38 protein-coding genes and 4 pseudogenes are annotated in these 24,911 nt (G+C 65.2%); 14 read left to right on the forward strand and 28 right to left on the reverse strand.

Translation table 11 applies throughout. The features are described 5' to 3' along the window. The first annotated feature begins 44 nt into the window (after window positions 1-44). The 3 genes from Atep_RS05360 (at window position 45) to Atep_RS16525 (ending at window position 1,722) form a co-directional block, all read left to right on the forward strand. Window positions 45-683, forward strand: a complete 639-nt coding sequence (locus Atep_RS05360; RefSeq protein WP_213380609.1) for a CBS domain-containing protein — start codon at window positions 45-47, stop codon at window positions 681-683. 17 nt (window positions 684-700) lie between these two features. Next, a complete protein-coding gene (locus tag Atep_RS05365; RefSeq protein WP_236786519.1) occupies window positions 701-1,222 on the forward strand; it encodes an HPP family protein in 522 nt (173 codons plus the stop codon). A gap of 194 nt (window positions 1,223-1,416) precedes the next feature. Beyond that, window positions 1,417-1,722 (forward strand): NnrS family protein, encoded by a 306-nt coding sequence (locus Atep_RS16525; RefSeq protein WP_236786667.1) that lies wholly within the window; start codon window positions 1,417-1,419, stop codon window positions 1,720-1,722. 148 nt (window positions 1,723-1,870) lie between these two features. On the opposite strand, the pseudogene Atep_RS05375 reads toward Atep_RS16525, so the two are convergent. Both Atep_RS05375 and Atep_RS17230 read right to left on the reverse strand, forming a co-directional pair. Continuing rightward, window positions 1,871-2,416: pseudogene (locus Atep_RS05375) on the reverse strand (IS256 family transposase); the annotation flags it as partial. Then, window positions 2,359-2,547, reverse strand: coding sequence for a hypothetical protein (locus Atep_RS17230; RefSeq protein ID WP_473697694.1), 189 nt, complete (start codon window positions 2,545-2,547; stop codon window positions 2,359-2,361). The pseudogene Atep_RS05375 and the gene Atep_RS17230, both read right to left, overlap by 58 nt. Window positions 2,548-2,681: 134 nt before the next feature. On the opposite strand from Atep_RS17230, the gene Atep_RS16530 reads away from it, so the two are divergent. Continuing rightward, on the forward strand, window positions 2,682-3,428 hold the full coding sequence (locus tag Atep_RS16530) for an IS4/Tn5 family transposase DNA-binding protein (RefSeq protein WP_236786521.1): 747 nt from the start codon (window positions 2,682-2,684) through the stop codon (window positions 3,426-3,428). Window positions 3,429-3,764: 336 nt separating this feature from the next. Beyond that, the gene (locus Atep_RS16875; protein WP_272876308.1) at window positions 3,765-3,905 is read left to right on the forward strand and encodes an IS4 family transposase; all 141 of its coding nucleotides are present in this window, start codon (window positions 3,765-3,767) and stop codon (window positions 3,903-3,905) included. 384 nt (window positions 3,906-4,289) lie between these two features. Here the strand turns inward: Atep_RS16875 and Atep_RS05385 are convergent, their stop codons facing one another. From Atep_RS05385 to Atep_RS05400, 4 genes are all read right to left on the reverse strand, one after another. After that, window positions 4,290-4,637, reverse strand: coding sequence for a hypothetical protein (locus Atep_RS05385; protein WP_213380611.1), 348 nt, complete (start codon window positions 4,635-4,637; stop codon window positions 4,290-4,292). Window positions 4,638-4,748: 111 nt separating this feature from the next. After that, window positions 4,749-4,889, reverse strand: coding sequence for a hypothetical protein (locus Atep_RS05390; protein ID WP_213380612.1), 141 nt, complete (start codon window positions 4,887-4,889; stop codon window positions 4,749-4,751). 156 nt (window positions 4,890-5,045) lie between these two features. After that, window positions 5,046-5,417 (reverse strand): Hsp20/alpha crystallin family protein, encoded by a 372-nt coding sequence (locus Atep_RS05395; RefSeq protein WP_213380613.1) that lies wholly within the window; start codon window positions 5,415-5,417, stop codon window positions 5,046-5,048. 13 nt (window positions 5,418-5,430) lie between these two features. After that, window positions 5,431-5,862 carry an Hsp20/alpha crystallin family protein gene (locus tag Atep_RS05400; RefSeq protein ID WP_236786524.1) on the reverse strand — a complete coding sequence of 144 codons (432 nt, stop codon included), beginning with the start codon at window positions 5,860-5,862 and terminating at the stop codon, window positions 5,431-5,433. A gap of 154 nt (window positions 5,863-6,016) precedes the next feature. Between Atep_RS05400 and Atep_RS05405 the strand changes: the two genes are divergently transcribed. From Atep_RS05405 to ftsH, 4 genes are read left to right on the forward strand one after another with little or no spacing between them, the layout of a single operon-like run. Further along, entirely contained in the window at window positions 6,017-6,964 is a 948-nt protein-coding gene (locus Atep_RS05405; RefSeq protein WP_213380614.1) for a DnaJ C-terminal domain-containing protein, read from the forward strand. Window positions 6,965-6,966: 2 nt separating this feature from the next. Further along, on the forward strand, window positions 6,967-7,272 hold the full coding sequence (locus tag Atep_RS05410; protein ID WP_213380615.1) for a chaperone modulator CbpM: 306 nt from the start codon (window positions 6,967-6,969) through the stop codon (window positions 7,270-7,272). Next, entirely contained in the window at window positions 7,272-8,219 is a 948-nt protein-coding gene (locus Atep_RS05415; protein WP_213380617.1) for a zinc metalloprotease HtpX, read from the forward strand. Before Atep_RS05410 ends, Atep_RS05415 begins: the two co-directional genes overlap by 1 nt. 16 nt (window positions 8,220-8,235) lie before the next feature. Further along, entirely contained in the window at window positions 8,236-10,065 is a 1,830-nt protein-coding gene (ftsH, locus tag Atep_RS05420) for an ATP-dependent zinc metalloprotease FtsH (RefSeq protein WP_213380618.1), read from the forward strand. Window positions 10,066-10,251: 186 nt separating this feature from the next. On the opposite strand, the gene Atep_RS05425 is transcribed toward ftsH, so the two are convergent. Then, entirely contained in the window at window positions 10,252-10,950 is a 699-nt protein-coding gene (locus Atep_RS05425; RefSeq protein ID WP_213380619.1) for a hypothetical protein, read from the reverse strand. 190 nt (window positions 10,951-11,140) lie between these two features. Between Atep_RS05425 and Atep_RS16540 the strand changes: the two genes are divergently transcribed. Then, complete coding sequence (locus Atep_RS16540) at window positions 11,141-11,548, forward strand: hypothetical protein (protein ID WP_236786528.1); 408 nt, start codon at window positions 11,141-11,143, stop codon at window positions 11,546-11,548. Between the two features lie 53 nt (window positions 11,549-11,601). Here Atep_RS16540 and Atep_RS16545 read toward each other — a convergent pair. From Atep_RS16545 to Atep_RS17000, 3 genes and pseudogenes are all read right to left on the reverse strand, one after another. Continuing rightward, window positions 11,602-11,691, reverse strand: a pseudogene (locus Atep_RS16545) (DNA-binding response regulator); the annotation flags it as partial. Window positions 11,692-11,718: 27 nt separating this feature from the next. Beyond that, window positions 11,719-11,844 (reverse strand): helix-turn-helix domain-containing protein, encoded by a 126-nt coding sequence (locus tag Atep_RS16995; protein ID WP_336511397.1) that lies wholly within the window; start codon window positions 11,842-11,844, stop codon window positions 11,719-11,721. 9 nt (window positions 11,845-11,853) lie between these two features. Further along, a complete protein-coding gene (locus Atep_RS17000; protein ID WP_336511385.1) occupies window positions 11,854-11,997 on the reverse strand; it encodes a hypothetical protein in 144 nt (47 codons plus the stop codon). Between the two features lie 273 nt (window positions 11,998-12,270). Here Atep_RS17000 and Atep_RS17100 point away from each other — a divergent pair, with 273 nt between their 5' ends. Beyond that, window positions 12,271-12,465 (forward strand): IS4 family transposase, encoded by a 195-nt coding sequence (locus Atep_RS17100; RefSeq protein WP_419467476.1) that lies wholly within the window; start codon window positions 12,271-12,273, stop codon window positions 12,463-12,465. Here Atep_RS17100 and Atep_RS17105 read toward each other — a convergent pair. The 5 genes and pseudogenes from Atep_RS17105 to Atep_RS17235 all read right to left on the reverse strand — a co-directional run. Then, a complete protein-coding gene (locus Atep_RS17105) occupies window positions 12,389-12,655 on the reverse strand; it encodes an Hsp20/alpha crystallin family protein (protein WP_213381443.1) in 267 nt (88 codons plus the stop codon). The genes Atep_RS17100 and Atep_RS17105 overlap by 77 nt on opposite strands. A 26-nt stretch (window positions 12,656-12,681) precedes the next feature. Continuing rightward, window positions 12,682-13,323 (reverse strand): HdeD family acid-resistance protein, encoded by a 642-nt coding sequence (locus tag Atep_RS05445; RefSeq protein WP_213380620.1) that lies wholly within the window; start codon window positions 13,321-13,323, stop codon window positions 12,682-12,684. A 17-nt stretch (window positions 13,324-13,340) separates the two neighbouring features. Continuing rightward, entirely contained in the window at window positions 13,341-14,294 is a 954-nt protein-coding gene (locus tag Atep_RS05450; protein WP_213380621.1) for a YfdX family protein, read from the reverse strand. Window positions 14,295-14,376: 82 nt separating this feature from the next. Further along, window positions 14,377-15,288, reverse strand: a complete 912-nt coding sequence (locus Atep_RS05455; protein ID WP_272876309.1) for a YfdX family protein — start codon at window positions 15,286-15,288, stop codon at window positions 14,377-14,379. Window positions 15,289-16,004: 716 nt separating this feature from the next. Further along, window positions 16,005-16,268, reverse strand: a pseudogene (locus Atep_RS17235) (transposase); the annotation flags it as partial. Between Atep_RS17235 and Atep_RS17110 the strand changes: the two are divergent. Beyond that, entirely contained in the window at window positions 16,173-16,619 is a 447-nt protein-coding gene (locus Atep_RS17110) for a Mu transposase domain-containing protein (RefSeq protein ID WP_419467368.1), read from the forward strand. The pseudogene Atep_RS17235 and the gene Atep_RS17110 sit on opposite strands and share 96 nt — an antisense overlap. Here the strand turns inward: Atep_RS17110 and Atep_RS05470 are convergent. After that, a complete protein-coding gene (locus Atep_RS05470) occupies window positions 16,603-16,824 on the reverse strand; it encodes a hypothetical protein (RefSeq protein WP_213380623.1) in 222 nt (73 codons plus the stop codon). The two genes, Atep_RS17110 and Atep_RS05470, sit on opposite strands and share 17 nt — an antisense overlap. A 109-nt stretch (window positions 16,825-16,933) precedes the next feature. Between Atep_RS05470 and Atep_RS05475 the strand changes: the two genes are divergently transcribed. After that, window positions 16,934-17,242, forward strand: a complete 309-nt coding sequence (locus Atep_RS05475) for a MerR family transcriptional regulator (RefSeq protein WP_213380624.1) — start codon at window positions 16,934-16,936, stop codon at window positions 17,240-17,242. 25 nt (window positions 17,243-17,267) lie between these two features. Here Atep_RS05475 and Atep_RS05480 read toward each other — a convergent pair whose 3' ends face one another. The 8 genes from Atep_RS05480 to Atep_RS05515 all read right to left on the reverse strand — a co-directional run bounded on the left by Atep_RS05480 (window position 17,268) and on the right by Atep_RS05515 (window position 22,783). Continuing rightward, window positions 17,268-18,026 carry a sulfite exporter TauE/SafE family protein gene (locus Atep_RS05480; protein ID WP_336511386.1) on the reverse strand — a complete coding sequence of 253 codons (759 nt, stop codon included), beginning with the start codon at window positions 18,024-18,026 and terminating at the stop codon, window positions 17,268-17,270. A gap of 99 nt (window positions 18,027-18,125) precedes the next feature. Next, window positions 18,126-18,368, reverse strand: a complete 243-nt coding sequence (locus Atep_RS05485; protein WP_213380626.1) for a universal stress protein — start codon at window positions 18,366-18,368, stop codon at window positions 18,126-18,128. A 16-nt stretch (window positions 18,369-18,384) separates the two neighbouring features. Further along, window positions 18,385-20,133: an arsenical pump-driving ATPase gene (arsA, locus tag Atep_RS05490; RefSeq protein ID WP_213380628.1), complete on the reverse strand. Its 1,749-nt coding sequence runs from the start codon at window positions 20,131-20,133 to the stop codon at window positions 18,385-18,387. Then, window positions 20,133-20,516, reverse strand: a complete 384-nt coding sequence (gene arsD / locus Atep_RS05495; protein WP_213380632.1) for an arsenite efflux transporter metallochaperone ArsD — start codon at window positions 20,514-20,516, stop codon at window positions 20,133-20,135. Before arsD ends, arsA begins: the two co-directional genes overlap by 1 nt. A 129-nt stretch (window positions 20,517-20,645) precedes the next feature. Continuing rightward, a complete protein-coding gene (gene arsB / locus Atep_RS05500; RefSeq protein WP_213380633.1) occupies window positions 20,646-21,731 on the reverse strand; it encodes an ACR3 family arsenite efflux transporter in 1,086 nt (361 codons plus the stop codon). Further along, window positions 21,728-21,982, reverse strand: coding sequence for a GDCCVxC domain-containing (seleno)protein (locus Atep_RS05505; protein ID WP_213380634.1), 255 nt, complete (start codon window positions 21,980-21,982; stop codon window positions 21,728-21,730). Before Atep_RS05505 ends, arsB begins: the two co-directional genes overlap by 4 nt. A 3-nt stretch (window positions 21,983-21,985) precedes the next feature. Next, entirely contained in the window at window positions 21,986-22,402 is a 417-nt protein-coding gene (locus Atep_RS05510; protein ID WP_213380635.1) for an arsenate reductase ArsC, read from the reverse strand. Window positions 22,403-22,459: 57 nt separating this feature from the next. Beyond that, complete coding sequence (locus Atep_RS05515) at window positions 22,460-22,783, reverse strand: ArsR/SmtB family transcription factor (RefSeq protein WP_213380636.1); 324 nt, start codon at window positions 22,781-22,783, stop codon at window positions 22,460-22,462. Between the two features lie 228 nt (window positions 22,784-23,011). Here Atep_RS05515 and Atep_RS17115 point away from each other — a divergent pair. Beyond that, window positions 23,012-23,248: pseudogene (locus tag Atep_RS17115) on the forward strand (GNAT family N-acetyltransferase); the annotation flags it as partial. Window positions 23,249-23,278: 30 nt separating this feature from the next. Here Atep_RS17115 and Atep_RS05525 read toward each other — a convergent pair. From Atep_RS05525 to Atep_RS05535, 4 genes are read right to left on the reverse strand one after another with little or no spacing between them, the layout of a single operon-like run. Continuing rightward, window positions 23,279-23,596, reverse strand: coding sequence for a methyltransferase domain-containing protein (locus Atep_RS05525; protein WP_236786673.1), 318 nt, complete (start codon window positions 23,594-23,596; stop codon window positions 23,279-23,281). Continuing rightward, entirely contained in the window at window positions 23,524-23,772 is a 249-nt protein-coding gene (locus Atep_RS16550; RefSeq protein ID WP_236786762.1) for a class I SAM-dependent methyltransferase, read from the reverse strand. Before Atep_RS16550 ends, Atep_RS05525 begins: the two co-directional genes overlap by 73 nt. A 25-nt stretch (window positions 23,773-23,797) precedes the next feature. Beyond that, a complete protein-coding gene (locus Atep_RS05530; protein WP_213380637.1) occupies window positions 23,798-24,481 on the reverse strand; it encodes a cytochrome c biogenesis CcdA family protein in 684 nt (227 codons plus the stop codon). Continuing rightward, on the reverse strand, window positions 24,478-24,891 hold the full coding sequence (locus tag Atep_RS05535) for a TlpA family protein disulfide reductase (protein ID WP_213380638.1): 414 nt from the start codon (window positions 24,889-24,891) through the stop codon (window positions 24,478-24,480). The genes Atep_RS05530 and Atep_RS05535 overlap by 4 nt, the downstream gene beginning before the upstream one ends. Window positions 24,892-24,911: the final 20 nt, after the last annotated feature.

Here is a 24,911-nt window from a genome sequence, read left to right on the forward strand (position 1 = left end):
CAATGAGCCAACCGGCGAACCCATCGCCGTGGAGGATTTTGGCCATGACCCAGCGCCCGTCCCGCGATTCGTCGGATCCGCCGTCCGCTCAGGACAACCCCGCCGAGATCGATCTCACCGACGATGATATCCTGGAGGCGATGCACGAGATCCCCGGCTATCTCGACATCACCACCATGGATTTCCGCGCCGTCTACCGTCTGGCCCATCGTCACGCGATCGACCGGCTGTTCAGCGGGATCACTGCCGGACGGCTGATGCGCCGCGAGGTCAGTCCGCTGACGCCCGAGATCCCGCTCGTCGAGGCCATCCCCAGCTTCGTGCATCAGGGGTTGAAATCGCTGCCGGTGGTGGACGGGCAGCGGCGTGTGCTTGGCATCCTGACCGAGACCGATGTGCTGCGCTGGCTTGGGGCCGAGACCTTTCTTGGCCTGCTGGCACGGGTGATCATGGATGATTCGTGCATCAAGTCGGAACAGCACCATCGCCCGGTCGGCGAGTTCATGACCTCGCCCGTGGTGAGCGTGCCGCTGGACGCCGGACTGCGCGAGTTGCTTGCCGCCTTCGCCGGCCATCCCGGCCGCGCCATGCCGGTGATTTCGGCCGATGGGCGTCTGGCGGGGTTGCTTCTGCGCAAGGTCTTTCTGAGCGCCTATCACCCGGATCGCCGGTCATGGGTTTGAGGAGCTATTTGAGCAAGATGCGCGGCAGCCTCCATGGCAGCCCGCCCCGCGTCAGCCGGCCGGAGGTGCTCTGGTCGTGGATGGGTGCCTTCCTGGGGATGGCCGCCGTCGCCTGGATCAATCAGTGGTTCTTCGCCGGGACCGATCTGACGTTCACCATCGGCTCGCTCGGCGCCTCGGCGGTGCTGGTCTTCGGCGCGGTGCGCAGCCCGCTGGCCCAGCCGCGCAATCTCATCGGCGGGCATGTCATCTCGGCGCTGGTGGGCGTGACCTGCTGGCAGTGGCTGGGCGGCGAACCCTGGCTGGCGCAGTCGGTCGCGGTCGCCACCGCCATCGCCCTGATGCACCTGACCCGCACCCTGCACCCGCCGGGCGGGGCGACCGCGCTCATCGCCGTCATCGGCTCCGATCAGGTGCATGCCATGGGCTATCTCTTCGTGCTGTTCCCGGCCACGCTGGGACCACTGGTGCTGCTGGTCGCGGCGCTGCTGTTCAACAATCTCCCCGCCGCCCGGCGCTATCCTGAATTCTGGCTGTAGCCGACTCGACCCGGTCGTAAGCCGCTCGTCGCTTGACCCGCATCAAGGCCCGCAGACAGCACGGTCGTTAGCCTGCATTCAAGCTTCGCTGCAACCGCCAACCGGCCCCGGATTCGCATGACCCTCACCGCCCCTGTCTCAACGCCGCCCCCGTACTCGCGCTCGGGTTCCGTCCCTTCTTTCTCGCCGCCGGTCTGTCGGCGGTCCTCTCCGTCGCTGTCTGGCTGGCGATCCTCAGCGGTCTCTGGCCCCAGCCGGGCCATCTCGCCGGCACCGCCTGGCACGCGCACGAGATGCTGTTCGGCTATCTCGCAGCGGTGATCGCCGGATTCCTGCTCACCGCCGTGCGCAACTGGACCGGGATGCCGACCGCAATAGGAAGCATCCCGGAGTGGGTCTCAGCGACCTGTTGCAAACGGAGCGGATGTTCACCGCTGTCCCTGGTCAACCCGGCTTGCGAGTCGCCTCACAAGCCCCCGCCTTCAGGCGGGGGTAGTTGACCCGGAGATCTTTGCAAACAGCTTTTCAGGTAGTTGCTTGCACCATCCTCCATGAACAGCACGTTGCGGCTTTCCAGATCGGCCTTTTTTGTCGGATTGTGCAACCTCTTTTCTGTAAATTTTCGTGGCGGGTGTCATGACGCCGGGGTTACGGGTTGAGGTTGAGATAGACCTTGCCGGTCATCCACTCGTCGTCCGGTTCGGCGAGCAGAGCCGAGACCAGGCGCAGGCAAGACTCGGGGTTCGGGAAGATGCCGGCCACCCGGGTACGGCGTCTCAGTTCCCGATTGATCCGCTCCAAACCGTTGGTGGTGCGCAGCCGCACGCGGTGCTCAGCGGGAAAGTCGAACACAGTGAGACTGTCCGGGATCGCTGCCTCGGCCCACTGGACGAGCTTGGGATGGTCTTTACGCCATTGGGTAAGCGCCTCCCGCCATAGTCGATCGGCCTCGGTTCTATCCGGCGCATTAAAGATGGCGCGCATCTGGGCGGCCACCGTTTTTTTCGCCTCCCGGCGCGTAACGAAGTGACCGGCATTCTATTGCCGGTAGAACCGGCAGCGCTGCCAGGGCACCGCGGGCAACACCGCCCGGCGGGCCGCCTTGAGTCCGGCGTGGTCGTCGGCAATGCTCAGCTTCACCCCCCGCAAGCCACGGGCCGGAAGGCTTTCGAGAAACCGTCGCCAATTGATTTGGCGTCATCGCGCCGACTCGCTGTTCGCTCGTAGGGCTTGGCGCCGAGAAACTCGCTTCGCTCGATCTTGGCCGCTTCATTGACGAGAATGCGCAGCGCTTCACCGGCGCCGTCCAACCCATGTTCAAGCAACGCCGCATCATAGCATTACCCATATCTCGCCCATGATTTGCACACGTTTTGCCTGGTCGTTGAGCAAACTGGACATTCCAGGCGCTTGACGGTGAGATAGAGGTGGGTTTGAAGACAGCGCGAATGAGGTTGACATGCCAGCGTTGGCGGCCGAATTGGAGACCATTGACTTGGGCGATCAGCGCCTGAACCGCCGGGCGCGGCAGGTGCTGGAGACGCTGGGGGCGAAGCCCACAGCCAGTATTCCGGCGGCCTGTGGCGGCCGGAAGGAGACGCGCGCGGTCTATCGGTTGTTGCGTCAGGAGCGGGTGAGCGCCGAGCGCGTGTTGGCCCCGCACATCGCCTGTACCGAGGAGCGTCTGCGCGCCTACCCGCGGGTGTTGTGTCTGGAGGATACCTCGGAACTGGATTACACCACCCAGCCGGGCATCGAGGGGCTGGGGCCGCTGAACCATGAGACGCGCCTGGGGATGTATCTGCATCCGACGCTGGCGGTGACGCCGGATCGCCTGCCGCTGGGGCTGTTGGGGGTGCACACCTGGGTGCGTGAGCCGGGGAGTCTGGGTCAGGAGAAAGACGGACGCCGCCCGCTGGAAGAGAAGGAAAGCGTGCGTTGGGTCGAGGGTTTCGCCCGTGTCAATGCGCTGGCCGAGACGCTCACCGACACGCGTCTGGCCGACGTCGCCGATCGGGAGGGCGATCTGTACGATCTGTTCGTCGAAGCGCCCTGTCCCGAGCAGGGCGCCGATTGGCTGATTCGCGGCCACCATCACGATCGGCGCCTGACCGACGGACGCACCCTGGCCGAGGTCACGGTCAGCGCGCTGTTGGCCACCGAGATCAATCCCCGCCCGATGTCGAGGCGCTCAACTGGTTGTTGATCACCAACCTGGCCGTCGAGACGCCCGAGCAGGCACTGGAAAAACGGCAATGGTACCCCTGTCGCCGGCAGATTGAAGTCTTCTTCAAGGTGCTCAACAGTGGCTGTCGGATCCAACAGCTTCAGCTCCAGAAGCGCGAACGCTTGGAGCCGGCCATCGCCTTCTACCTCATCATCGCCTGGCGCGTGCTGTTTCTCACCCACCTCGGGCGTACCTGTCCTGATATGCCCTGCGACAACGTCTTCGACGAGGCCGAATGGAAAGCCGTCTACCTCGTCACCCAACGTCGTCCGCCTCCCGAGACACCGCCCTCGCTCGACACTCTAGGTCCGACTCGTGGCCTCCTTGGGCGGATTTCTCAATCGCACCGGCGATGGCTTCCCCGGTCCCAAAACGCTGTGGATCGGGTTGCAGCGGGCGGCCGACTTCGTGCTCGCTCTTGAAGCTCAACGCCATGTCAACTCCAGTTATGGGTAATGGCATGGCTGTAGAACCATCAATCAAATAAATCACTTGCCCTCATCCGGTTTCGGACCTTTCCGTTTTCCTGCCCCAGATAGACGGGGAGGATTTTATGTGTGCGAAAAAGCGCAGGATGCTACCAAAGCGTACACTTTTTGCCGCTTTTGCTGTCTCAATCCCTTTAAGAACGGGTCTCAGGTTCGAACGCGAGCGACCGGGTGCGGGGCACCGCAGAATTCGGACAAAATCGTACGCGAAGGCTTGTTCCCAGCGCCAAGAGGCGGAGATGCGCGAGCAGCACCGCAGGCTGGGGAGCGCTGCGGCCGACGATCCGAGTGCCCGCGATGAGGTCGCCAAACCGTCGCCCGCCCCGGCGCCGAACGCTCGCTCCCCAGCACGCTATCTCTGGGCCATGCTGCCGGCGCGGCTGTTCGAGTCGCTGCCGCTGGTCTGTCCCAACTGCGGCGCGGACATGCGCATCATCGCCTTCATCACCGAGGCCACGCCCGTCGAGCGGATTCTCACCCATCTCGGTGAGCCGCCGCGTCCACCCCCGATCTCGCCCACCCGCAGACCGTCCGCCTGGGCGAGGCGCCCGAGCCGATGCCGGACTGGGACCTCCTCCAGCAGCCCGAGCCTGACTTCGCGTTCGATCAGCGCATCGGCTGGTAGCCGCCGTCTCGTGCGCGAGACGGTGCCGAGCGCCTTCGTCTTGCCGCCGTCCGGCATGACCCCGAGCCTGCTCAAGCACGCCGCTTCGCCCTGCAACGAGCGTCGCGCGAGGTCGCTCCGCCATGTTTCCGGGCCTTGATCTCACATCCAGGCTCGACTATCTCACGCTTAGGCCAGGCTGGACCCTCAGGGCCGATTGGATTTCCTATCCGTTATCCGTATCCGTTTTTCCAGCCCGGGCACTTCCAGGCGCACGATGAGACGCTGGCCATCCTCGAAATACATCGCCGCCCAGCTGCGGCCGGGCAGCCGGGTGTCGTCATCCACCTGGGAGGGCCCCGGCGGCGGAATGCCAGAGATGGCGCCAACCTTCGGCCAGGTTGCCCCAGAACGAACCCATGCTCTCCTTCAGATTTTCCAGTTTCATGCGCTTCTCCTTTCGCCTTGCGTGAGATGCCGGCCGCCGGGGGGCGGCCGGGGTGATCAGGCCACCTGGATGGCGATCTTGCGCGGCTGCGCGTGTTCGGCCTTGGGAATGCGCAGCTTGAGCACCCCATGTTTGAACTCGGCGGTCACCTTTTCGCTGTCCAGTTCCTTGGAGAGGGTGAATACGCGACGGTAACGCGGCAGATTCACCTCGGCATGACTGGCTTCCATGCCCTCCGGCGTATCCAGGCTCACCTCGCCTTCCAGCGTGAGGCTGTCGGCCTCCACCTGCAGGCGCAGCCGGTCCTTGGCTACACCGGGCATGTCGGCATAGAGGGTGATGCCGTTGGCATCCTCGATCACGTCCACCGGGGGCAGCAGGGCCGCATCCTCGCGGCGGGTTTCGGCGACTTGGGTGTTTTCGCTCATGATGGATTCTCCATTACTGAATGGCGATGCGACGGGGTTGAGCGGCCTCCTTGCGGGCCACGCTGATGTGCAGCACGCCGTCGCGGTAGCGCGCGGTGACATTGTTGGCGTCGATGTCGTCGGGCAGGCTCACCACGCGGCGGAAACGGCCGGCGAAGCGCTCGTCGATGTGCACGGTGGCCTTTTCCGGCACTTCTTCCGGCTTGCGCTCGCCGCTCAAGGTGAGCACGCCCTTCTCGATCTGCACATCCAGGGCATTGGGGTCCACGCCGGGCACGAAGGCATAGATTTCCACCGACCTGGGCGTGCCGCCCACGTTCATGGCCGGGAAACCGCGGGTCAGGCCGCGGATGCTGGGCGACAGATCGAAGGCCTGCTGCAGCTCGCGTTGCAGGCGATCGAGTTCCGCGAAGGGGTCGCGGGGAAACAGGCTGCGATACAACATGTTCGAGTCCTCCTTCCGGACGGTTGATACAAGCGGCCCACGCCGCTGCCGACTCGAAAAGATAGGGTGGCAGAATGGGATTTCAATAACTTGTAAATCCGCCTCACAATGCCCACAATACAAGGATTGGCCAATTCACCCGCAAAGGACGGACATGCAATTCAAGGACTATTACGCCGTGCTGGGCGTGGCGCGCGACGCCAGCGCGGACGAGATCAAGAAGGCGTTTCGCAAACTGGCGCGCAAGTACCACCCGGACGTCTCCAAGGAGAAGGATGCCGAGGCGCGCATGAAGGACGTGAACGAGGCCTACGCGGTGCTCTCCGACCCGGAAAAGCGCGCGGCCTACGACCAGTTGAGCCAGGGCTACCAGCCGGGGCAGGACTTCCGTCCGCCGCCCGACTGGGACGCGGGGTTCGAGTTTTCCGGACGCGGCTTTACGGCGGAAGAAGCCGCCGGCTTCTCCGATTTCTTCGAGCAGCTTTTCGGCCGCGCCGGCATGGGCGGGCGGGGGTTTGCCTATGCTCGCCACGGCGGCCGGGCCCAGGGCGAGGACCATCACGCCAAGGTGCTGCTGGACTTGGAAGACGCCTTCACCGGCGCCACCCGGCAGATCACCCTGCGCGTGCCGCAGATGGACGCCCAGGGCCGGGTGCTGCTCACCACCCGCACCCTCAACGTGAAGATCCCCAAGGGCATCAAGGCCGGCCAGGTCATCCGCCTGGCCGGCCAGGGTGCGCCGGGGTTGGGCGGCGGGCCGGCGGGCGACCTGCTGCTGGAAGTGCAATTCAAACCCCACCCGCGTTTCCGGGTAGAAGGCCGGGACCTCTACATGACCTTGCCCGTGGCCCCCTGGGAAGCGGCGCTTGGCGCCGTCGTCAGCGTGGACCTGCCGGGCGGGGCGGTGAAGGTGCGCATCCCGCCGGGCGCCCAATCCGGGCGCCAGTTGCGGGTTCGCGGCAAGGGTATTCCCGCCGAGCCGCCGGGGGATCTGCTGCTCACGCTCGAGGTCGTACTGCCGTCCGCCGACACGCCGGCGGCGCGGCAATTCTATGAACGGATGGCGCAGGAACTGGCCTTCGATCCAAGACAAGGGAGCTGACCATGCACGAAGAAGATATCCTCAGTGGCACGCTCATGGAAGACTGCTGGCTCACCCTGGAGCAGTTGGCGGCGGCCTGCGCCGTCGAACCGGATTGGCTCGTCCAGCATCTGCAAGAGGGGCTCATCCCCCACGCCGAAAGCGTGGCCGGGGTGTGGCGCTTTTCCACTGCGGCCCTCGTCCACGCCCGGCGCATGCGGGCCTTCGAGCGGGATTTCGATGCCGTGCCGGAACTGGCGGCGCTGATGGCCGATTTGCTGGAAGAGCTGGACACGCTGCGCGCCCGGGTGCGTGCGCTGGGGGGCTGATGGCGATCGATCGCGCCGTGCTGGCGGAACACGCCAGTGTCAACCGGGCACAAACGCTGCTGCTGGTAGGTGCACTCTTCGCCATCGGCGGCCTCGCCGGCTATGTCCTGTTCGGCGCGCGCGGACTGTGGCTGGCGCTGGCTGCCACACTGCTGACCCTGGTGCTGGAACCCCTGGCGGCCGCGCCGCTCACCCTGGCGCTTTACCGGGCGCGCCCCATCCGGCCCGATGAGGCGCCCCAACTGTGGCGCACGCTCAAGGCGCTGGCCGCGCGCGCGGGGCTGCCCGCGGTGCCGCAGCCCTACTACGTGCCGAGCCCGGTGGTCAACGCCTTTGCCGTGGGCAACCTGCGGCAGTCGGCCATCGCGCTGACCGACGGCCTCTTGGCCCGCCTGAATCCGCGTGAGCTTGCCGCCGTGCTGGCCCACGAAACCGCGCACATCGCCAACGGCGACCTGCGTGTGATGAACCTCGCCGACTACGTGAGCCGGCTCACCGGCCTGTTCGCCCTGGTCGGGCAGGTCGGCCTCATCCTGACGCTGCCGGCCTGGCTCTTGGGGGAAAGCGAATTGCCCTGGCTGGGGCTGCTGCTGCTCTTTTTCTCGCCCCAGCTGGCCTTGCTGGTCCAACTGGGCCTGTCGCGGGTACGCGAATTCGACGCCGACCTCACTGCCGCGCGGCTCACCGGCGACCCCCAGGCGCTCGCCAGCGCGCTGGCCAAGATCGAACGGGTGACGCGCAACTGGCGCGCCTGGGTATTGCCGGGCTGGGGCAACCCGGAACCATCCTGGCTACGCACCCACCCCCATACGGAAGAACGTATCCGCCGCCTGCTGGCGCTGGACCTGTCACACCGGCCCACACTCTTGCACGCTGCTGACGTCTGGCCCGGCCCACGCCTGATGCAAACCTCGCCCCGCTGGTATCCCGGCGGCTTCTGGCGCTGATGGAGGAAGACCGAGCATGGAACAGAAAACCCGGTGGAATCTCACCTATTGGCTGACCGCCTTCGTCCTGCTGTTGACGCTGCAGGACTGGTGGCAGACCAGCCGCACGGTGGAGCCCGTGCCCTACAGCGAGTTCGAACAGGCATTGAAAGACGGGCGTGTGGCCGAGGTGCTGGTGGCGGACAAGATCCTCACCGGCAAGCTCAAGTCCCCCGACCCCAAAGGCAAAACGGTGATCGTGGCCACCCGGGTGGAGCCGGACCTGGCCGCGCGCTTGAGCGAATACCAGGTGCCTTATGCCCGGGTCATCGAAAGCACCTGGCTGCGCGACCTGCTTTCCTGGGTGTTGCCGGCGGTGGCCTTCTTCGCCGTGTGGTTCTTCCTGTTTCGCAAGTTCGCCGAAAAGCAGGGTATGGGCGGCTTCATGACCCTCGGCAAGAGCCGCGCCAAGGTCTATGTGGAGAAGAACACCGGTGTGACCTTTGCCGATGTGGCGGGGGTGGACGAGGCCAAGGCCGAACTCGTCGAGATCGTGGACTTCCTCAAGAACCCCCAGGACTATGGCCGCCTGGGCGCGCGCATCCCCAAGGGCGTGCTGCTGGTGGGGCCGCCGGGCACCGGCAAGACGCTGCTGGCCAAGGCGGTGGCGGGCGAGGCCGGCGTGCCCTTCTTCTCCATCTCCGGCTCGGAATTCGTCGAGATGTTCGTCGGCGTGGGCGCGGCGCGCGTGCGCGACCTGTTCGAGCAGGCGCGCGCTCAGGCGCCGGCCATCATCTTCATCGACGAGCTCGATGCGCTGGGCCGCGCCCGCGGCGTGGGCGGGCCCATCGGCGGCCACGACGAGCGGGAGCAGACGCTCAACCAGCTGCTCACCGAGATGGACGGCTTCGACAGCTCGGTGGGGCTCATCATCCTGGCCGCCACCAACCGGCCGGAGATCCTGGACCCGGCGCTGCTGCGGGCCGGACGCTTCGACCGCCAGGTGCTGGTGGATCGGCCCGACAAGAAGGGCCGGCTGGACATCCTCAAGGTGCACGCGAAGAAAATCACCCTCGCGCCCGGTGTGGATCTGGACCAGGTGGCGGCGCTCACCACCGGCTTTTCCGGCGCGGATCTGGCCAATCTGGTCAACGAGGCGGCCCTGGCCGCCACCCGGCGCCACGCCCAGGCCGTGGAGCTCGTGGACTTCACCGTCGCCATCGAGCGCATCGTCGCCGGTCTGGAAAAGAAAAGCCGCGTGCTCAACCCCAAGGAGCGGGAAACCGTGGCCTACCACGAAATGGGCCATGCCCTGGTGGCCCTCTCCCTGCCCGGCACCGACCCGGTGCACAAGGTGTCCATCATCCCGCGCGGCATCGGCGCCCTGGGCTACACGCTGCAGCGGCCCACCGAAGACCGCTTCCTCATGACCCGCGCCGACCTGGAACACAAGATCGCCGTGCTCCTGGGCGGACGCGCGGCGGAGAAGCTGGTGTTCGGTGAGATCTCCACCGGCGCGGCCGACGATCTGGCCCGCGCCACCGACATCGCGCGCGACATGATCACCCGCTATGGCATGGACGAGGACCTGGGCTACATCGCTTTCGAGGCGCAGCGGCCGCGTTTTCTCGATGTGCCGGAACTCGCCCAGGGCGGCTGCCGGGTGGCCGAATCCACCCAGGCGCGCATCGACGCCGCCATCCGCGCCATCGTCATGGGCGTGTTCGAGCGCGCCACCGCCATCCTCGAGACCAACCGGGACGTGCTGGAACGCTGCGCCCAGGAACTCCTGCGCCGTGAAACCCTGGACGAGGCGGACATCCGCCGCCTGACGGCGGATCTGAAACCGGCCGCGCCCGCCCGATAGTTGCTGGTTGTAGCGCGGGTCATCGAGCGCGATCTCGGTGGTGACCGGATATTCCATGGCGAACTCGATCACATCCTCACGCAGCATGCCGTCGACGATGCGCCGCGCGCGGCCGGCACGGCCGGCCTTGCGAAAATAGGCCACATGTCGGGCGCCGCGTACCAGACGACTCGTAGGTATACGGCATCAACAACACTCCAGATGGGATACGACGGCATCGGCACTCAGGCCGACATGCAGCGGCGATGCCGTCTGCCAGCCCAGGTCGAACACCCCGGCGCGCCTCATGACATTGATCGTCGCAGGCCGCGGGTAAGCACAGGCTTTTGCACAGCCCGACACATGAACGACACGCAGCCCGGCCGATGACGGGGCTTGCAGCATGCCGCGTTGCGCAAGCCTCATCAGCCGGAACGCGAGCGCTCGCGTATCGACGCCGGCCTGCGGACAGAACGGGGCGCCGGCGCAGGCTTCCACCCGCCACCCGGCAGCCGCAACGGCGTCGATGTCCGGAGCATCCGGATCCTGGGGCGACGGAAGCTTGTCACCCACGCCTTCGAACAACACACGCCGCCACGGCGTGATGCGCAAGGCCGTGGCGCCGCACGCCAGGACGGCACGTGCCAGCCTTGCGGCCTCAACCTGGCCGAACGGCAGGCCACAGACGAAACCCAGCGGATGCGCGCCGGTGCGCAGTGTAGGCCCTGGCGCGCCGGGCAAGGCATCGCCGCGCGCCCATTCGGGCAGCGGCGCGTGGTGGTGTGCCATGCGTCCCGCCACCGAGCCTCCGCTATCGACAAACCAGCGGGCGAGCGTAATCAGGCCCTCCACTGCCTGGCCAGCGTCTACGTAGTGGCGAAATTCCCGTTCCACGTAGGCGGGCACCCGCTCCCCGTCCCAGTCGTCTTCCCGTGCCAGCCTGAGGTAGGTCTCCAGGTGCTGCTGGATGATCTGATAGAGGATGCTGTGCTCGGGACGGCGGCGGCAATACGGAACAGCTCGGCATCCCTGCGCGGCGACGGCCAGCCGTTGGTCGAGCCGGCTCGACGAGCGGGCATCGACATCGACACGATGCTTGGTTGTTCACGCCCGGGTGATCAACTACGTCCTACAGGTCGCCGTCGAACAGGGAGTCGGTTTGCTCAAGAAGCTGCTCGAGGCGCGCGACCGCGAACTGGCGCAAGCCGTCGCCGACTTCCCCGAACACCTGCGTTTCGGTGTCCCCACGCCAGCAGCGAAGGCCCTCGCGGCCGGTGGTGTCCGGCACCGCCGGGCTGCGGTCGTGCTCGGCCGAAGTCCCGAGCTTGTGACGCTGGTAGAGCGCCCAGCGGTGTTTTCCACGGCGCGAGATCCGCTTGATTATCGGGAGCGGTGGCTGCTTGCGATGAGGCGACTGGTGCTGGAGAACACGCTGGAGGATCTGCGAGATCCGAGTGTAAATGCGTGGCTCCCGATCCTCGTGAGCCAGCCAGAAGGCGAGTAACAGCTTCCAGAGCAGCCGGCCCATGGCCTGCATTCCCGCACGAACCGGTAGCCGAGGCCGCGCACCGTCTGAATCGACGAGTGGCCGTCGTCATCGGGTCCGAGCTTGTGCCGAATGCTGCTCAGGTGGACGTCGATTTGAATCGTTCAGGCGGCTGACATGAGCCGCCCTCAGACCAGCTCGCGCAACACCTCGGGATGGCGCTCGGCGACCTTGAACAGGGTGCGAGCCGCACCACTGGGGCGACGGCGACCCTGCTCCCATTCCTGCACGGTACGCACGGAGACGCCGAGCAGCTTGGCGAATTACGCCTGGGACAGGCCGGTCTTCCGGCGTGCGGTCATCGATGGCGAGTGCACGGCCGTCCCCTGTCCGGCCTTCATCTGGTGGATGGACGCGAGCAGTTTTTCACCCAGTTCTTCGCCGGTGATGGTGTCTTCAGTGGTCATAGATCAGTTCCTCGCGGATGGCTTTGAGCAGATGCGTCGGGATGTTGCCGCACTCGGCCTTGGCATGGATCACTCGCCATTCCGTTCACCTGGTCAGGCTCGGTGCGGATCGTCAGCTTCAAGCGATTGCCGGCAGGTCGACCTCGACCTGCAACCAGCCCCCTGGGCGGTTGCGGGCGCGAATACTACCACCATACGCCTCGATGGCCCGGCGAGCGATGGCCGGCCCAAGCCCGAAGCTTGGCGGTCTTGGCCCCCGCCTCGCTGCGGAAGGTGGTCGCCTGGCGCATCACCCGGCTGATGCGCCTGGGGCGTACCGTACCGGATCTGGACGCGGCCCTCCTGAGGGAGGCAGTGCCATCATTGCCGAATCCCCGCCTCATGCCGTTATTTAATCTCCACGGTCACTTTCCTGTGCCGGCCGCGGGCAGACTTGGGCAGCTCCACACGCAATACACTTTTTTATAAGTGGCCTGGGCCTTACCGGTTCGACTTCTTCCGGCAGGGGAATGGCCCGCTCAAAATGGCCGTAGGCGCATTCGGTCACGTGGTACTGCCCCTCGGTACTTTCGTGCTCGAATTGCTTTTCACCCCGAATGACCAGGTAGCCGTCCCGTATCTGTATGTAGTGTGGATATGATGTACCTCCTTCAATCAGTTTCTAAGGTTCTGAAAAAACAGTGTTCACGCCGTCGCTCCAGGCATGGCGTCAGCACCTTCCGTTTTGCATTCGGTTTGATTCCGGCGCAAACGCAACCCCAGCAGGATCAGGAACACACCCAGGAAGGTGGCATATCCGCCAATGACCCAACCCATCGCCAAAAGGGTCTCCGCCGGTCGTGTCAGCAGCAACCAGACAGCGAGGCCACTTAGCGCCATCGAGAACAGGCCGCTCAGCATGAGCCAGATCTCGCCGCGGATCTCCTTGCGCAGGCGCCAGGCCGTGAGCAGTTCGAAGCCACCCACCAGCGCCGCCCACACGGCGATGCTGGCCCACAAGAAGATCGCCAGCACCCAGGTCGCCACGAAGGGCACGATCAACACGACGACGCCGGTGATCACCCCGACGACGCCGCGAAAGGCGAACCAGCCCCAGCGCCTGCCGCGGCGGATCTTGCGCACCGCCGCGACCAGCGAAAAACCGCCATCGACCAGCGAAAAGCCGCCGTAGACCAGGGTCAGCGCCAGCAGCGCCTCGGCGGGCATCAGGAAGGCAAGCACGGCCAGCACCAGTGCCAGTACGCCGCGCAGCACGAAGGTCCACCAGTTCTTGCTCATCGAGCACAGGGTGTCACCGCCCTGCTTGATCGTTTGTGCTGCAGCCATCGAAGTCTCCCGTACGCTCATTTGCCGCCATCGCCCGTGGGCTTCTCGGCATCGTTATCAGCTTCAGACTTCTGTTCAACGCCTTTGTGATCGAACAGCGAACGGAAGCTGGCCGTTATCTCATCGAACAAGCCCTTGCCCGCTTTTCCGGACTTGACTTTCCCTTCCACCTCTTTGATCTGAGCGTAAATGTCCTTAAAATCCTTCTTCTTGCGGCCATAACCAAGCAGTTCCGCCATTTCGAGCTGTTTGCGCGCATCATCGAGCATGGCGCCCAGGCGTTTATCTTCCTCCGTGCTGCGATCGGACTTCTCCGCCAGGGTTTCGGCCTCTTTCAGCATGGCGCGGGCGCGCTCCACTGGCAGCGGGATGACCACGCTGTTGGACACCACCAGCGTACCCAGCACCGCTTGCAGCGCCGCCTTGGCCTCGTCGATCTTGCCCTCATCGATCAAGGGGGCAACAGCACTGATGGCTTGCGGATAACTGGCCAGCGGAATACTCGTGGTCTGGATCAGGATCTCGCTGGCCATGCCGGAGAGCAGGTGTCTCGCCTTTTGCACCTCGCCATGCTTCAGGGCGTGTTCGGCCTCATCGAGGAGGTCCTCGATGGTGTCCGTACCGGCAAAGACATCATGGACCACGGTTTGCACATCCACCGGCGCGAAGGCCAGCTCAGGTTGTCGGGCGAGTATCAGCTCCAGCTTGCCGGTGACCTGGGCCAGGGCATCCAGTGCCCTGGTCGTGTCCTTTTCGTCCAACGCCGCCAGGGCGTTCTTGGTCTCGGCCAGGGCCGTGACCGCTTCTTCCATTGTCTGTTTGCGTTTCTCAACGACCTTTCCCTCGACCACCTGGTCCACAGTGGGCTGCACCGCCTCGGTCATGGCGGATTTTGGCTCGGCAATGGCGACTTTGCTCGCGTTATCGCCGGCTTGCTCCGAGGTGCCTTGGGTTTTCTTTTCATCACTCATTTCAGCTTACTCCCGAATATCGCCTGGGGGGGATGGGCGCCGGTACGGTGTGCCGCCGGCGCCCACCAGTTCTGTCTGAGCTTCAGATCAGTTCCGACAGCTGCTGCTTGATCTTGTCGAACCAGCCCTTGCCGCCCTTGCCGCCGGCGGTCTTCTGTTCGATCTCATCGATCTGCTCGTACATCGGCTTGAACGACTTCTTGGTGCCGTAGCCCAACAGTTCGGCCATCTTCAGCTGATTCCTGGCCTCGGCCAGCTGGCTGGCCAGGGTCTCGTTGTCCTTGACCGTGCGCTCCTTGTTCTCCGCCAGCGCCTCGGCGTTTTTCAGCAGCACTTCGGCCCGCAGGAAAGGCAGCGGAATCACGTCGTCCGTGGTCACTACGAGGGTGTTCAACGCGGCCTGCAGGGCCGCTTTCGCCTCATCGATCTTGCCCTCGTCGATCAGCGGCGTGACAGCCTTGATCGCGCCCGGGTAGGTGGTCAACGGGATGCTGGTGGTGCGGAACACGATCTCGCTCGCCAGGCTGGCAACCAACGGCCGCGCCTTTTGAACCTCACCGTCTTCCAGGTAGTTTTCCGCATCGTGAATCATCGCCTTGACGGTATCCAGGTTCGCCAGCAGGTCGTAGGTGACGACCTCGACGTCCACCGGCGCCAACGCCAGATCCTGGGCACGCGCCAGAACCAACTCCAGCTTGCCGGTGGCCTGTTCCAGCGCGGCCAGGGCCTCGTCGGTTTTCTCTTCATCGAGCAGTTTCAGGGCCTTCTTGGTCTCGTTCACCGCGGCCATCGCGTCGGCGGTGATCTTCTTGCGCTTCTCCGCGGCCTGATTCGTTGCCTTCGCATCCACCTGCGGCTGGACCGACTCGGTCGCTTCGGTCTGTGCCTGGGCCTCGGCCGGAAGTGCCGTGTCTTCGGCAAAGGCCGGCACCGAGGCGAACAGGCCCAGGCTCAGCAGGGCGGCGGTAAGGGTCTTCAGTTTCATGGTCTTCATCGTCTGTCTCCTATTGAGGTTTACTGGTTTACATTCGTCATTCACAGGTTTGACTGTGCCATCAGTCCTCTATTTCGCCGACGGGCTTTGGCAGGCCGGCCAGCTTGAGGGATAGGAAATCCAAGCCGCCTTGAGGGGTTCAGGCCGGTGCTGAGACAGGACGGTAGTGAATGCGGGGTGTGAGGTCAAGGCCCGGAAACATGGCGGACCGCCCCCTCGCGACAATGGCGGAGCGACCTCGCGCGACGCCCGTAGCAGGCCGCAGCGGCGCGCTGGAGCGGGCGCGGGTCATGCCGGCCGGCGGCAAAACGAGGGGTTTCAGCACCGCTTCCCGCAGGAGATGGCGACTACCAGGTGACACGCTGATCGAATTCGACTTCGGGTTCGGGCTGAGCGGCCAGGTTCCAGTCCGGCGCCGGCTCGGGCGCCTCGTCCCAGGCGGGCGGTCCGCGGGCAGGCGAGATCGGGGGTGGCCGGGGCGGCTCACCGATGTGGGTGAGGATCTGCTTGACGGGTGCGGCCTCGGTGATGAAGGCGACGATGCGCATGTTGGCGCCGCAGCAGGGACAGACCAGCGGCAGCGACTCGAACAGTCGCGCCGGCAGCATCGCCCACAGGTAACGTGCTGGGGAGGCGGATGCCGGCTCCTCGTCGGTCGCCGAGACGGTCTTCGCGGGTGCCTGCGGGCTGGGCGCCTCCTCGCGCCCGTAAGCGGTGACGGCCGCGCGCAACGGCGAGTTGGGCGCGAGCACCCCGTGGTAGCGGTGGCGGTGCCGCCGTGGTGGCGGAATCAACCCCGCCGGCGCATCGATCAGCTCCAGCGGGCTGAGCACCAGGGTCGTGCGCCCATCGCGTCGCGGCTTGGGCAGGTAGTAGACGAGCTGGTGCGGGTTGATCTGCTCGAGGCGTTCCAGCGCGAAGGGCGGGCGGGCACAGTAGCGCAGCAGTCGCTCCAGCCCGGCGCGATCCTGGCCGGCAAGGAGAAGGCGCACCTGCTCCCGCTGCCGGCCTATCTCCCGCCGGTGAGCGAGATCCACTACCGGGTGGTGGACTGTTACGGCTTCGTGCACCTGGACACCAACCGCTACTCGGTCCCGGAGCGCTGGGTCGGGAAGAAAGTGGCCGTGCACAAGCGCCCGGAGCAGGTCTTGGTCTATGCCGATCGCCAACAGATCGCTGCGCATCCGCGCCTGATCGGCCAGCGCCAGGGCGAGCAGCGCGCGGCGGGGCATCATCCGCGCCTGGAGCGGCGCCGCGCCGCCGGCCCCGCCCCCCAGGAGCAGGCCTCACCGGCCGTGATCCGCGTCTTGATGCCTACGTGGCGGCATTGAAGAGGCGTGCCCCGGGCCGCAGCGTCGGCAAGCTGCGCCGGCTCCTGGAGCTCAAACGCACCATCCCGCCGAGCCGTTCCTGGCCGCCATCGAGCAGGCCCTGCACTACGGCCTGTTCGATTTGGCCCGCTTGGAGCGCCTCATCCTCGAGCGCGTGGCCGGCGACTTCTTCGACCTCGAAGAGGACAGCTGATGCACGAGGCATTCCTCGAGTAGCTCCAAATCCCCGCAGAGGAGATCCGCCGGATTCGGCCGGCTGATCGGCCTGGCGGTCGACGTCACCGCCGACCGCCGCCCAGGATGATACCGCTCCCATGACCGCCACCCCCTGGACCATCGGACAGCTCGCCCGGCGCTTCGGGCTCGCGCGCGGCACGCTGCTCTATTACGACAGCATCGGCTTACTGACGCCCAGTGGGCGCACCCGAGGCAACTACCGGCTCTACAAAACGGCGGATGTCGAGCGCTTGGCCAAGATCCGCCACTACCGCTCGGCCGGGCTATCGCTGGAGGCCATCCGGCGCGTATTGAGTCAGGGAGGCGAGGGGCTTCACGCGGCTCTGGAGCAGCGGTTGTTTGCCATCAACCGGGACATCGAGAGGCTAATCAACGCACCGCCTTGACGGAGCCGATTGCCTCCAAGCGAGCCTAGCCGAGCAGTATTTGCAGCAGTTTATAGGCCGTCATCACCACGATCAGCACACCAAACAATTGCTTCAATCGCTTGCCGGAAACGAATCGGCTGGTCAGCCTCGCTCCGATAAACGCCCCCGCCGCGCCCACGACGATCAAGACGCCGCCGAGCTGCCAGTCGATCTGCATGGTGGACAGATGGGGGATCAACGCCGAGAACGACGGCGGGGTGACGGCCACGGCATTGATGGCCGCCGCGCGCTTGGCCTCATAACCCACCAGGATCAGCGCCGGCATGAGCAGGAAGCCCGGCCCCACGCCCAAGAGACCCGCCAGGATCGAGATCGGAACCGCAAGCAACAGCGCCAACTGCAAATTCGGCGCGTCGGGTTCCTTTGTCGCATCCTGCGGTTTCTCTTTCTGGAACATCCGCCAAGCGAGATAGGTGACGGCGAGCAGATAGATGCCCCAGAGCCAGGTCTGGTCGGTGTATTGGGCGAGCCACGCACCGAAGGGAGCGACAATGGTCGTCACCCCGGCGAGCATCAGGGCTTCGCGCCAGGCGACAAGTCCGCTACGGGCAAAGCCGAAGACGGCAAACAGCGCGGTCACGCCATTCAGAATCAGGCTCAGAGGCTGGACCTGATGGACCAGATCGGTCATGAAAAAACCGAGGAAAGGGACCGCCGCGAAGGCGACCCCGAGTCCAAGCATCCCCGATGCCACCGAGAGCATGAAGAGTCCAGTCACGATCAGGATTGTCAGGTGATACATCTCGTCTCCAATGAAACACAGTGGTCGTTCGCGGTGTCGGCGACAGGGCGCGCGATCGTCCGGACGCCGGGTTTAGCGAGGCAGGCCGATCGGCGTCGCTTACCGCTTCGCGGGGACCAGCAACACCGCTGCGGGCGAGTGACGGGCGACGTTGTGACTGACGCTGCCGAGGAAAATTTCCTCGATGAAGCCCCGCCCCTGGCTTCCCATCACCACCAGCCGCGCGCCCTGTTCGCGGATGACGCGCAGAATCTCGGTGACCGGTGCACCGTAAGCGATCTCGATGCCGATCTCCGCCGCGCGTAGGGTCCGGCGCAGACGCGCCTGACTGACCGGCGGCATCCGCTTCACGCATCGTTCACTGCATCAACTGGTCCAGTCCATCGCTCCCGACCGGCGGCTCGGACAGCCAGGGAACCAGCGCACAACGCTGGCTGAGCTGGTCGGCGACCTGTCGAATGAAAGGCGCCTCACTCACCCCGCGCTGACGCAGCAGCGGATGCCGGGTGCCGGAAGCGAGCAGGCTTTGGTTGATGACCCAGCCGAAGGGCTCGATTCCGGCGCGGCGCAGATCCGCTTGCAGGCGCTCGGCCTCATGCACCGGCGTGGCCTCGGGCAGGGCGACGACCAGCACCCGGGTGAACGCGGGATCGCGCAGACGCGGCAGCAACTGGCGCACCGCCTCGGGCATATCGCCCTGGGTGCGCGAGACCTCGCGATGGTAAGCCTCGGCGGCATCCAGCAGCAGAATCGTATGGCCGGTCGGCGCGGTATCGAGCACTACGAAGGCATCCTGACCGCCATCCACCGCACGGGCGAAGGCACGGAAGACCGCGATCTCTTCGGTGCAGGGCGAACGCAGATCCTCCTCCAGCATGGCCCGCCCGTTGGGATCCAGGTTAGCGGCGGCCTTCGCCAGCACCTCGGCCCGATAAGCGGCGACCTCGGCGGCCGGGTCGATGCGGCTGACGGTCAGATTGGCGACCGACTCGCCGATGGCCTCGGCGACATGGGCGGCGGGATCGGTGGTCGAGAGCCGCACCGGATGACCGCGCCGGGCGAGCGCCACCGCGATGGCCGCCGCCAGCGTGGTCTTGCCGACCCCGCCCTTGCCCATGGTCAGAATCACGCCGCGTCCGGCCTGTGCCAGTTCCTCCACCAGACCTGACAGCTTCCCCGGCAGAATGCAGTCGCTGTCCGGCTCATCGCCCGGCGCCTGGATCAGCGCCGGATTCGCCATCTGGCGCAGGGCGTCGAGTCCCAGGGTGCCCAACGGCAACAACGGCGTGACCGTCGTCGGCAGTGCGGCGAGTCCGGCCGGCATTGCCGCCAGCGCCTCGGCACCACGCCGCATCATGGCCCCGGCAATGGTGTCATCCGTTTCTGCGACAGCCAGCACACCATTGAGCGCCAGATGCAGATGGCTGACGCCGAGATCCGCCAGTTCCGCGCGGGTGCGCTCGGCCTCCCGGAGCGCGGCGGTTTCCGGGCGACTGACCAGGACCACCGTGGTCCGTGCCGGATCGGCGAGCTGGGCGACCGTCGCGGCATAGAGCGCCTGTTGTTTTTCCAGCCCGGCCAGCGGGCCGAGACAGGAGGCACCGCCGGTGCTGGAGTCGATGAACTCGCTCCAGGCCGAGGGCAGGGTCAGGAGACGCAGGGTGTGACCGGTCGGCGCGGTGTCGAAGATGACATGCTCGAACTGTGTTGTCGCGGCGGGATCGCCCAGCAGTTTGGAGAATTCGTCGAAGGCGGCGATCTCCATGGTGCAGGCGCCCGAAAACTGCTCTTCCATGCTGAGGATGGCGGCGGCGGGCAGGAGGCCGCGATAGGGTGCGACCATCCGCTCGCGATAATCGTGCGCCGCCGCTTCGGGATCGATGTTGAGCGCGAAGAGTCCCGGCGCGCCGGGGATGGGCGTCGGCGTCTGGCCCAGCGTGACGCCGAGCACCTCATCCAGATTGGAGGCCGGATCGGTGCTGACGATCAGCACCTGCTTCCCGGTTTCGGCGAGTGCCAGACCGGTCGCACAGGAAAGCGAGGTCTTGCCGACCCCGCCCTTGCCGGTGAAGAAGAGATGACGGGTGTGGCTGTCCGGGATCGCCATCAGCAGCACCCGCTGCCGGGCTTGCAGCAGCCGGAATTAGTCTGGACGCGGAAGGGGTTCGCGCTTGCTGGCGGAGCGGACGGAATCAAGTCCAGCTTTTCGATCAACTGGTCGCGCGACAGATAGGCACCCGTGGCGACGATCTGCCCATCGATCAGGGTCAGCGGCAGGCGCTCCATGCCGGCTTCCAGTTCCTTGAGCACCGCCGGATTGGCGGCGAACGCCTGGGGCTGCTGCGACAGGTTATAGCGGTTGACCGTGACGCCCTGTTCGGCCAGCCACAGCAGATCGGCATTGCACTGCACCAGCACCGGATCGACCTCGACGCCGCAGACGCCGGTGGAACAGCACATGGCCGGGTCGAAAATTTCGAGTTTTTTCATGCGAATATCTCATTAAACCACGCCCAGCACGGCATGCGATGTTTTTGGATCGGGTCGGCCCGGCAGACTCAAGGAATGTCGGAGCCGATGCGGTTTAAGATATTAAACTGCGTCCCCACTGATGTCGGTTCAGTTTTCAGGCAGGCGAACCCCTGCCTCGTACCAGCGCTTGGTCCGGTTGACCACCCACACCACCAGCAGCATCACCGGCACCTCGATCAACACCCCGACCACGGTCGCCAGCGCCGCGCCGGACTGGAAGCCGAACAGCGCGATCGCTGCCGCCACCGCGAGCTCGAAGAAGTTCGAGGCGCCGATCAGCGCCGAGGGACAGGCGACACTGTGCTTCTCGCCGACCAGACGATTGAGCCAGTAGGCCAGCGCCGAGTTGAAGAACACCTGGATCAGGATCGGCACCGCCAGCAGGGCGATGATCAGCGGCTGCTTGAGGATCTGTTCGCCCTGGAAGGCGAACAGCAGCACCAGGGTCAGCAGCAGAGCGACGATGGAGGCATGACCCAGAGTCGCCAGGGTGGCGTCGAACTTCGCCTCACCCGACTTGAGCAGAAAATAGCGCCAGAGCTGCGCGATGCCGACCGGGATCAGGATATAGAGGACGACTGAGGTCAGCAGTGTATCCCAGGGCACCACGATGGCCGAGAGTCCCAGCAGCAGCCCCACGATCGGCGCGAAGGCGACGATCATGATGGTGTCGTTGAGCGCCACCTGGGTGAGCGTGAAATAGGGATCGCCCCCGGTCAGCCGGCTCCAGACGAAGACCATGGCGGTGCAGGGCGCGGCGGCGAGCAGGATCAGCCCGGCGACATAGGAATCGAGCTGCTCGGCCGGCAGCCAGTCGGCAAAGAGGCCGCGAATAAAAAGCCAGGCCAGCAGCGCCATCGAGAAGGGCTTGACCGCCCAGTTGATGAAGAGGGTCACGCCGATGCCTTTCCAATGGGACCGCACCTGACCCAGGGCGCCGAAATCGATCTTCATCAGCATCGGGATGATCATCACCCAGATCAGCACGCCCACCGGCAGATTGACCTGTGCCACCTCCAGCCGGCCCAGGAACCGGAAGGGTGCGGGGATGAACTGGCCGAGCCCGATGCCGACGACGATACAGAGCGCGACCCAGAGGGTCAGCCAGCGCTCGAAGACGCTCATGGGCGCACCGGTGGCCTGTTTGGCGGTGACTTCACATTGCGCACTCATAGATGTTGACCTGTGAATGAAACTGAGGGGCCATGACGACAGGCGGCTTGTCGGCCGTTGATCCGGATGGGTGGACAGGGTACGTCGCCATAGGAGCAGAAGACGCAGCAGTCACCCGGTTTGGGGCGCAGTAGGGTGCCGCAGCCCAGACACTCGTAGTACCACTGACAGGCATCCGTGGGCATGATCTCCTCGCACCGATGTCCGCAGTGGGGGCAGGTCAGGGTCGAGGTCAGGATCGGTTCCGGCATGACTCAGATCTCCAGGGCTTCACGGACGGCTGGGATCAGGCGTGCGCGGATGTCGTCGCGCACCGCGATGAAGGATGCCGGCGGCTCGCCGTGCGGGTCGTGAAAGGGGAGATGGATCTGCTTGACCGGACGCGGGAAGACCGGACAGCTTTCCTTGGCGTTATCGCAGACGGTCACCACCAGATCGATGGGTTCATCAAGCACCGCGTCGATGTCCTTGGGGTGTAGGCCATCGGTCGGCAGGCCGAGGGCTTGCAGCGCCGCGATGGCGCCATCCGCGACCTTGGGCTGAGGGCGGGTGCCCGCCGACAGGGCGCGTACCTGACCGGCCAGATCATGGTTGAGCAGGACTTCGGCCATCTGCGAGCGGCAAGAATTGCCGGTGCAGAGGACCAGGACGGTTTTAGTGGCTGGGCTCATGAAACGATCCTCGTGGCAAGGCGATAGGTGTGCAGAAGACGCGGTGTCGATCAGGAATCAGGCGTCGCCAGCCTCACAGACAGAGGGCTTGGGGGCCAGCGGCTCGCTGCCCATCCCATCGCGCATGTGCATCAGGATGCGCAGCGCCCAGGCCGGCAGTTGCGGATGGAGGCGATAGCGCATCCAGGTGCCGTCGCGCCGTGCTAGGACCAGATTCGCCCCGCGCAGCACGGCCAGATGACGCGAGACCTTGGGTTGCGGCGCATCGAGCGTGCTGTGCAGATCGCAAACGCACAGCTCGTCGGCCTCCAGCAGCATGGCCAGGATGCGGCGGCGAATGGGGTCGGCGAGGGCGTCGAAGAAGGCTTGAGGATCGTTCATGCTGGTGGACGCTCTGCATCGTGGGACGTTTTAAGTTGATGGGGTGATTAGTAAAACATGCGTTTTTTGACATGTAAAGTCATTATAATAATTTACGATTTAAACTCAAACATGCGTATAGGCATATATTTTATGGCTACATTGAACACGGCGCTGATTGAAGAGGTCGATGCTGACGCCCTGGACTTGCCGGAAACCTTGATGTCCGCTGGTTTGCCCGCCTAGGATTTGGATGAACCGGGTCGGCGGTTTTTCCGTTTCTGTGACGTAGCGGGATCCTTGATCGGTTTCATCGGGTGGGAGTGCGCAGGATCGACTGCACTGCTGCGCTCGCTGGTCGTGCTGCCGGCTAAACGCGGCCAAGGCTGGAGCCGGAGGATGACAACGTGGGCGCTGCAACACCTGGCTGAAGCCGGCATGACCGATGCATATCCGTTGACTTCAACCAGCGAACCCCATTGCCCGGAAATTCGGTTTCTCCAGCATCGATCATCGTCAGGCTCCATTGGAAATCCAAGCCGGTCGACAGTTCGCGTCCATCTGCCCCGTCAACGCCATCCTGATGCACCGACGCTTGCCCTGAATCTCGCCGTACCCGTCGGCACGATAACCAAGTGCCTCCTCGGTGACCGAGACAGCGCCGGCCATGCAGCCGGTGTAGAGCGCCAGATCCGCCCGGATCGTCTCGGGCAGTTCCGCCGAGGCGACCACATCCGAGATCGCCAGCCGCCCGCCCGGCCTCAGCACTCGATAGGCTTCGGCGAAGACCTGCGGCTTGTCGGGTGAGAGGTTAATGACACAGTTGGAGAGAATACGGCCAGCACCTCGGCGGCGCTGTAGCCGAGCGCTTGCGAGAGACTGTTGAGATCGACGGCGGGTGCGTCGCCGCAGGCCGAGCCCGCGCAACAGCCGGATGGCGTGCTCTCCGCTATTTGCCCGTAACGCTCGCGCACGGCTGCGCGGAGGCTGTCTTTGTTTCGCTCGTTCATGATCCTGTCCTCGTTCGGAGTGGGCTCAGGCATTCAGAACCAGATAACCGCCCACCAGCGCCACCAGCGCCCCGCCCACACGGCGCGTCCAGGCCGAGAGATCCGCGATCCCTCGGCGCTTGGCGAAGGCCTCGACGAAACCGATGGAGGTACCGGCCAGTAGGATCAAGAGACAGTGGCCGATGGCGTAGACGAACAACAGCGCCGCGCCGTGCAGCACCGCGCCCTGGGTGGCGACGAAGGACAGGATCACGACCAGCACCGGCGTGGCGCAGGGCGAGGAGACCGCGCCGAAGAAGAGCCCGAGCAGAAAGGCGCCGATCAGCCCGCTTTGTTTGGGTCGGTACTGGGGCGCGACCGGAAAAGGGATGGTGTACAACCCCATCATCTGCCCGCCCATGATCAGCGCCAGCGCGCCCACCGCCAGATACCAGCCGCCGCCGAGCGTTCCGAACAGGGTGCCGAACAACCCGGCCGCCAGCCCGAGCGCGGTGAAGGTCAGCGACAGCCCGACGACGAAGCTCAGCGAATAGAGAAACGCCTTGCGCCGGTCTCCGTCCGCATAGCCGCCGACGAAGCCGACCACCAGCGGGATGGTGGTCAGCACGCAGGGCGAGGCCGAGGAGACGACCCCGGCGAGGAAGATCAGCCCGAAGGCCGGCAGCGGATAGACGATCAGGATCTGATCGAGGTTCTCGAAGCCGCTCATTCCACCCCCAGGGCGGCCAGCTCGGCGACCAGCGCCGCCTCGTCCATGAAGCCGATATGGCGCTTGACTTCGCGGCCCTGGGCATCGAAGAAGATCTGGGTCGGATACATCCGGATGCGCCAGGTCTTGATCGCCTGCTCATCCTCATGCAGATCGATGAAGAGCACCTGGGCACGCTCGCGATAGGTCTCGGCGAGTCCGGCCAGGATCGGCGCCATCCGCTTGCAGGGAATACAGGCGCGTGCGCCCAGATCGAGAATCGTCGGTCGACCGGAATTCAGGGCCTGCTCGACCGTCTCGGGGCTGGCCGAAGGCAGCTCGGCGGCAGAGGCGACGGGCGCGGCGAGCAGCAGGCAGGCGGAGAGCAGACCGATTCGCGCCAGGCGCGGTAAGAGCGTGGTGTGTGTCATGGTTAGTGAACGGGGTTCAT

This window comes from Allochromatium tepidum, assembly GCF_018409545.1.
Lineage (GTDB): Bacteria > Pseudomonadota > Gammaproteobacteria > Chromatiales > Chromatiaceae > Thermochromatium > Thermochromatium tepidum_A.

What these genes read in the sequence shown, in the direction of transcription:
- Atep_RS05360 (WP_213380609.1), top strand. Translation starts at nt 45, where the DNA reads ATGACCCAGCGCCCGTCCCGCGATTCGTCGGATCCGCCGTCCGCTCAG.
- Atep_RS05365 (WP_236786519.1), top strand. Translation starts at nt 701, where the DNA reads ATGCGCGGCAGCCTCCATGGCAGCCCGCCCCGCGTCAGCCGGCCGGAG.
- Atep_RS16530 (WP_236786521.1), top strand. Translation starts at nt 2,682, where the DNA reads ATGCCAGCGTTGGCGGCCGAATTGGAGACCATTGACTTGGGCGATCAG.
- Atep_RS05395 (WP_213380613.1), bottom strand. Translation starts at nt 5,417, where the DNA reads ATGAGCGAAAACACCCAAGTCGCCGAAACCCGCCGCGAGGATGCGGCC.
- Atep_RS05400 (WP_236786524.1), bottom strand. Translation starts at nt 5,862, where the DNA reads ATGTTGTATCGCAGCCTGTTTCCCCGCGACCCCTTCGCGGAACTCGAT.
- Atep_RS05405 (WP_213380614.1), top strand. Translation starts at nt 6,017, where the DNA reads ATGCAATTCAAGGACTATTACGCCGTGCTGGGCGTGGCGCGCGACGCC.
- Atep_RS05410 (WP_213380615.1), top strand. Translation starts at nt 6,967, where the DNA reads ATGCACGAAGAAGATATCCTCAGTGGCACGCTCATGGAAGACTGCTGG.
- Atep_RS05415 (WP_213380617.1), top strand. Translation starts at nt 7,272, where the DNA reads ATGGCGATCGATCGCGCCGTGCTGGCGGAACACGCCAGTGTCAACCGG.
- ftsH (WP_213380618.1), top strand. Translation starts at nt 8,236, where the DNA reads ATGGAACAGAAAACCCGGTGGAATCTCACCTATTGGCTGACCGCCTTC.
- Atep_RS17000 (WP_336511385.1), bottom strand. Translation starts at nt 11,997, where the DNA reads ATGACCACTGAAGACACCATCACCGGCGAAGAACTGGGTGAAAAACTG.
- Atep_RS05445 (WP_213380620.1), bottom strand. Translation starts at nt 13,323, where the DNA reads ATGGCTGCAGCACAAACGATCAAGCAGGGCGGTGACACCCTGTGCTCG.
- Atep_RS05450 (WP_213380621.1), bottom strand. Translation starts at nt 14,294, where the DNA reads ATGAGTGATGAAAAGAAAACCCAAGGCACCTCGGAGCAAGCCGGCGAT.
- Atep_RS05455 (WP_272876309.1), bottom strand. Translation starts at nt 15,288, where the DNA reads ATGAAGACCATGAAACTGAAGACCCTTACCGCCGCCCTGCTGAGCCTG.
- Atep_RS05470 (WP_213380623.1), bottom strand. Translation starts at nt 16,824, where the DNA reads ATGCCTCGTGCATCAGCTGTCCTCTTCGAGGTCGAAGAAGTCGCCGGC.
- Atep_RS05475 (WP_213380624.1), top strand. Translation starts at nt 16,934, where the DNA reads ATGACCGCCACCCCCTGGACCATCGGACAGCTCGCCCGGCGCTTCGGG.
- Atep_RS05480 (WP_336511386.1), bottom strand. Translation starts at nt 18,026, where the DNA reads ATGTATCACCTGACAATCCTGATCGTGACTGGACTCTTCATGCTCTCG.
- Atep_RS05485 (WP_213380626.1), bottom strand. Translation starts at nt 18,368, where the DNA reads ATGCCGCCGGTCAGTCAGGCGCGTCTGCGCCGGACCCTACGCGCGGCG.
- arsA (WP_213380628.1), bottom strand. Translation starts at nt 20,133, where the DNA reads ATGGCGATCCCGGACAGCCACACCCGTCATCTCTTCTTCACCGGCAAG.
- arsD (WP_213380632.1), bottom strand. Translation starts at nt 20,516, where the DNA reads ATGAAAAAACTCGAAATTTTCGACCCGGCCATGTGCTGTTCCACCGGC.
- arsB (WP_213380633.1), bottom strand. Translation starts at nt 21,731, where the DNA reads ATGAGTGCGCAATGTGAAGTCACCGCCAAACAGGCCACCGGTGCGCCC.
- Atep_RS05505 (WP_213380634.1), bottom strand. Translation starts at nt 21,982, where the DNA reads ATGCCGGAACCGATCCTGACCTCGACCCTGACCTGCCCCCACTGCGGA.
- Atep_RS05510 (WP_213380635.1), bottom strand. Translation starts at nt 22,402, where the DNA reads ATGAGCCCAGCCACTAAAACCGTCCTGGTCCTCTGCACCGGCAATTCT.
- Atep_RS05515 (WP_213380636.1), bottom strand. Translation starts at nt 22,783, where the DNA reads ATGAACGATCCTCAAGCCTTCTTCGACGCCCTCGCCGACCCCATTCGC.
- Atep_RS16550 (WP_236786762.1), bottom strand. Translation starts at nt 23,772, where the DNA reads ATGAACGAGCGAAACAAAGACAGCCTCCGCGCAGCCGTGCGCGAGCGT.
- Atep_RS05530 (WP_213380637.1), bottom strand. Translation starts at nt 24,481, where the DNA reads ATGAGCGGCTTCGAGAACCTCGATCAGATCCTGATCGTCTATCCGCTG.
- Atep_RS05535 (WP_213380638.1), bottom strand. Translation starts at nt 24,891, where the DNA reads ATGACACACACCACGCTCTTACCGCGCCTGGCGCGAATCGGTCTGCTC.